Here is a 4,109-nt window from a genome sequence, read left to right as displayed (position 1 = left end):
GGGTGGAGCAGTGGCATGCCCGGACACTCCGCTTCGGCACGCCCCGCGGTGTCTACTCCCCCGACGCCGCCTTCAGCGCCAGCCACAGCTCCATGCGTACGTCCGGATCGTCCAGGGAGCGGCCCAGGATCTCCTCGACCCGGCGCATCCGGTACCGCAGGGTGTGCCGGTGGACGCCCAGGTCGGCGGCGGCCGCGTCCCACTGGCCGTGCCGGGAGAGCCAGGCCCGCAGCGAGGCGACCAGATCGCCGCGGCCGGTCGCGTCGTGCTCGTACAGCGGCCGCAGCAGGCCGTCCGCGAAGGCCCGCACCGCCTCGTCCGCGAGCAGCGGCAGCACCGATCCGGAGGCCAGCTGTTCGTGCTCGACGTACATCCGGCCCCGCCGCCGGGCGACCGACAGTGCCTGTTCGGCCTGCTTGTAGGCGGCCGCCGCGGCGATCGGTCCGGCGGGGGCCGAGACCCCGACGACCAGCCCGTCCTCGTCGCCCGCGCCCGCCTGCTCGCGCGTGCGGGCCGCCTCCAGCGCCACGACGTACTCCGCGCACGCGGTGACGGCGGCACCGCCGTCCGCGGCCAGCGCCACCAGCCGCTCCCCCTCGGGCACCACGAGCACGGCCTCGCCGGAGCGGGCCGCGGCGGACTCCAGGATCTCGGTGAGCGCCCCGAGCGGATCGCCGTGCAGGTCGGCGGCCGCGGCGAGCGCGGCGGCGGACGGGACCCGGGCGGGGGTCTCGGCGGCGAACCGCACCGAGGACATGGCGGCCGTCTCCGCCACGATCAGCCGGAAGGGCGCGTCCAGCAGCCCGCCGTACAGGTCGCCCGCGACCGTGCGCGCGTGCTCCGGCTCGCCCGCGAGCAGCATCCGCACCACGGCCGCCCCGATCCGCTGCTCGGCGGCGTACAGCGAACGGGAGCGCTCGGTGGTGAGGGTCAGCAGCGCGATCGCCGAGTGCACGGCGTAGCGCTCGGCCGTACCGAGCGCGGAGGCCGTCCCCACCGCCAGCGCGGCTCGCGGCCGCCGCCCGGTGCCCAGGGAGTGCAGCTCCACGCGGTCGTCGTTGTCGGGGGCGCCGGATCCCCCGGTCACGGAGGAGGCGGGCGCGGGCCGCTCCCGCAGCCGTTCCACCTCGGCGGTCAGGCGCGCGGCCCGGCGGCCGGCCCACTCCGGAGCGGCGGCGACGACGGCGCCCGAGGCGTCGTAGAGCGCCGCCCAGCCGTCCACCTGGGAGGCGAGCGCGGCGAGCAGTCCCTCCGGGCCGTCGGTCAGGGCCTGCCTGGTCAGTTCGCGCTGGGCGGCGAAGCCCGCGGTGACGGAGCGGTACTGGTCGGCCGCGATCGCCGCCGACACGGCCTTGCTGATGGCGAGGAACGGGGTGCGGCGCGGCACTTCGAGCAGCGGGAGCCCCTCCTCGCGGGCCGCCTCGACGAGGGCCTCGGGGATCTCGTCGTAGTTGACCCCGACGGCGAACCCGAGCCCGACCACGCCCGCCCCGGCCAGCCGCTTCACATACCGCCGCATCGCCTCCGGATCCTCCGCGTCCAGCTTGAGCGCGGTGATCAGCAGCAGTTCCCCGCCCTCCATGTAGGGGACGGGGTCGGCGAGCTCGCTGACGTGCGCCCAGCGGACGGGCACGTCCAGCCGGTCCTCGCCCGCGCGCACGGTCAGCTTGAGCGCGGAGTGGTGGACGAGCGAGGCGAGGGTGGGTGGCATGGCGCCTTCAGGGCTTCAGGGAGCAGTGATCGCTGCGATCTCTTGGCCGCCGTGTATGAACGACCTGTGACGATTCTGCCTCACCGTACGGTCCTCAGGGCACGTCATCCCCGCAGATCCACCAGCAGCGGCGGGGCGTGCTCCCCCGTCACCGTGGTCAGCGACAGCACCGCGTGCCCGGGCGGCACCCCGTGCGCCAGCTCGGACGCGGACCACCGCTCCCGCTCGACCTGCCGTACGGTCACCGCCCGCGCGGTCGGCGCCTTGCCGGTGATGACCCGGCGCACCGCGTGCAGCGCCTTGCCCGCCGGGGTCTCGGCGATGATCTGCCGGTCGGTGACGTCCCGCGCCTCGATCCACTCCTTGCCCCACACCTCGGCGAAGTCCTGCCCGTCCCACGGGGTGAGCCCGGACAACGCCATCCGGCACCCGATGGCACCGAGCAGGGGCCCGCGCAGCGGCCGCGGCACGTCGTCCAGCGTGCGCAGCGTCAGCACGACACCGGCGTTGCCCGACCGCAGCCGCTGCACGCCCCGCACGGCCTCCGGGGTCACGATCCCCGTGGCGTCGTCGACGACCAGACAGGCGAACAGCGAGCGGTCCTCGCGCACCGCGACGCTCGCCGTGAACTGCGCGAGCACCAGCCGCGCCAGGATCCGGGAGGCGTCGGCGTGCCCGCGCTGGGGCAGATCGATCCGGACCCGGACGGGATGGTCGAGAGCCTTCAGCGAGAACGGCCGCGACTGCCCCGGCGAGTCGAGATCCGCGCTCTGGAAGAACGTGGCGAAGGCGGGCCGGTCGAGCAGCGCGATCCGGTCCGCGAGGATGCCCCCCACGTCCCCCGGATGCCCCATCTGCCGCTCCCGCGCGTCGAGTTCCCGCAGCAGCGAATCCTGCCCGGAGTCCTGCAGGCCCTTGCGCAGCGCGGCCAGCGGCCCGGGCGCGCCGTCGAGCAGCTGCCGCAGCTCCGGTACGGAGGGGAAGCGGCCGTGCACCGCCCGGAACGGCCCGAGGAGCTGGGCGAGCACGGTGGTGGACCGGCGGGTGTCGCCCCCCTGATGCGGCTCGGCGAGGTCCCCGACCAGCGCCTCGGCGAGCACCGCGGCGGCTTCGTCCGGGTCGGTGGTGCCCCCGTACAGGTCGAGGTCGTACACCGACTCCGGATTCCCGATCTGTACGACGACGTCGAAGGCGTCGGCCGGTCCGAGCCCCGCGCCCGCGGCACCGACCACCACGACGGCGGCCCGCCCGGCGAGCGCGTGCAGGCAGAGCGACTCGGCGATCGGCCTGACGACGGTCCCGGTCTTCCCGGACCCGGCCGGCCCGACCGCGAGCAGCGAGGTCCCGAGCAGCTCGGGCCCGAGCCCGAGCCCGGCGCCCCGGTAGGCGTACGGGTTGCGGGCGTCGTCGGCGGTGGTCCCCAGCCGCACCTGTCCGGTGAGCAGGTCGTGCCGGGCGAGCCGTGCGGGCAGGTCCCGCTCCCCGGACGGGTGCACACAGGCGGCGGCGCCCTCCTGGAGCACGGCGCCGGTGAAGGTGGCGAGGCTGAACCGGCCACTGCGGACGCCCTGCCAGGCACGCGCGATCCGGGCATGGTCCACGTCCCGCATCAACCCGGCCCTGGCCTCCGCAGCCAACCGCTCCGCGGCCTCAACGGCCCCGGCGGCGCGGATCTCGGGGTATTCGGCGGGGTCCTGTTCGGCCGACGGCACGGGCTCCTGCCGGGGCTCGGGACGCTTCACCAGCGGCACCACGAAGCGGCGCCAGACCTCGCCCCAGCGTCCCAGCTTGCCGACCGCCACCATGATGACCAGCACGATCAGCAGCTCATAGCCCTTGTAGAGGATCAGGTTGCCGACCTTGCTGCTGCTGTAGCGCCATGAATCGGGGACCAACAGCTTGAACGGCAGCGCCCACCAACCACCCAGATATCCGTTCTGCAGGAGTGACCACACCAGCCAGCCGACCAGGAACGCGACCAGGGCGCCGGTCAGCAACTGCCTGTTCGGGGTCTCCTCTGGTTCCTCGACGGGACGGGGCCGGTGGCCGAAGCGCCAGATTCCGGGGAGAGCCTCCGGCCGGGAGGTGCGCACCCAGCTGAGAAAAGCGGCTCCGGCCTGCAACGGCGGCACCGCGGGCGCTGCCGTGGGCATCGGCGGCAGCGGCCCCCGTGCCCGCGGCACAGGATTCGCATGCGTACCCCGCGCGTCCTGCGTCCCGTCGCTGTCCATCGCCCCTGCTCCCCGACCAGCCGTTCCGTCCACCGTCAGCGGCCAATCTAACGCGCCCGCAAAGGGAGTTCACCGATGGCGGCGCCGAGCCGTCACACCGCATCGGAAACCGGCTATGTCCACCACGGACAACCCGCCCCCGCGACAACGCCCACATGGAGCATGCC

At 74.6% G+C, this 4,109-nt stretch carries 2 protein-coding genes; both read right to left on the bottom strand.

Going from position 1 to position 4,109, the window contains the following annotated elements; translation table 11 throughout:
* Positions 1 to 52: 52 nt before the first annotated feature.
* The gene (locus tag EHS43_RS39135; RefSeq protein WP_125195335.1) at positions 53 to 1,711 is read right to left on the bottom strand and encodes a PucR family transcriptional regulator; all 1,659 of its coding nucleotides are present in this window, start codon (positions 1,709 to 1,711) and stop codon (positions 53 to 55) included.
* Between the two features lie 104 nt (positions 1,712 to 1,815).
* On the bottom strand, positions 1,816 to 3,942 hold the full coding sequence (locus tag EHS43_RS39130; RefSeq protein ID WP_125195334.1) for an ATP-binding protein: 2,127 nt from the start codon (positions 3,940 to 3,942) through the stop codon (positions 1,816 to 1,818).
* Between the last annotated feature and the right edge of the window lie 167 nt (positions 3,943 to 4,109).

Source organism: Streptomyces sp. RP5T, from assembly GCF_003933965.1.
Taxonomy (GTDB): domain Bacteria; phylum Actinomycetota; class Actinomycetes; order Streptomycetales; family Streptomycetaceae; genus Streptomyces.
Note: the sequence above shows the minus strand (reverse complement) of the source record. Positions and strands in the feature narration are given on the sequence as shown.

Excerpts from the sequence above, each read along its gene's own strand:
- EHS43_RS39135 (WP_125195335.1), bottom strand. The coding sequence starts at position 1,711 with ATGCCACCCACCCTCGCCTCGCTCGTCCACCACTCCGCGCTCAAGCTG.
- EHS43_RS39130 (WP_125195334.1), bottom strand. The coding sequence starts at position 3,942 with ATGGACAGCGACGGGACGCAGGACGCGCGGGGTACGCATGCGAATCCT.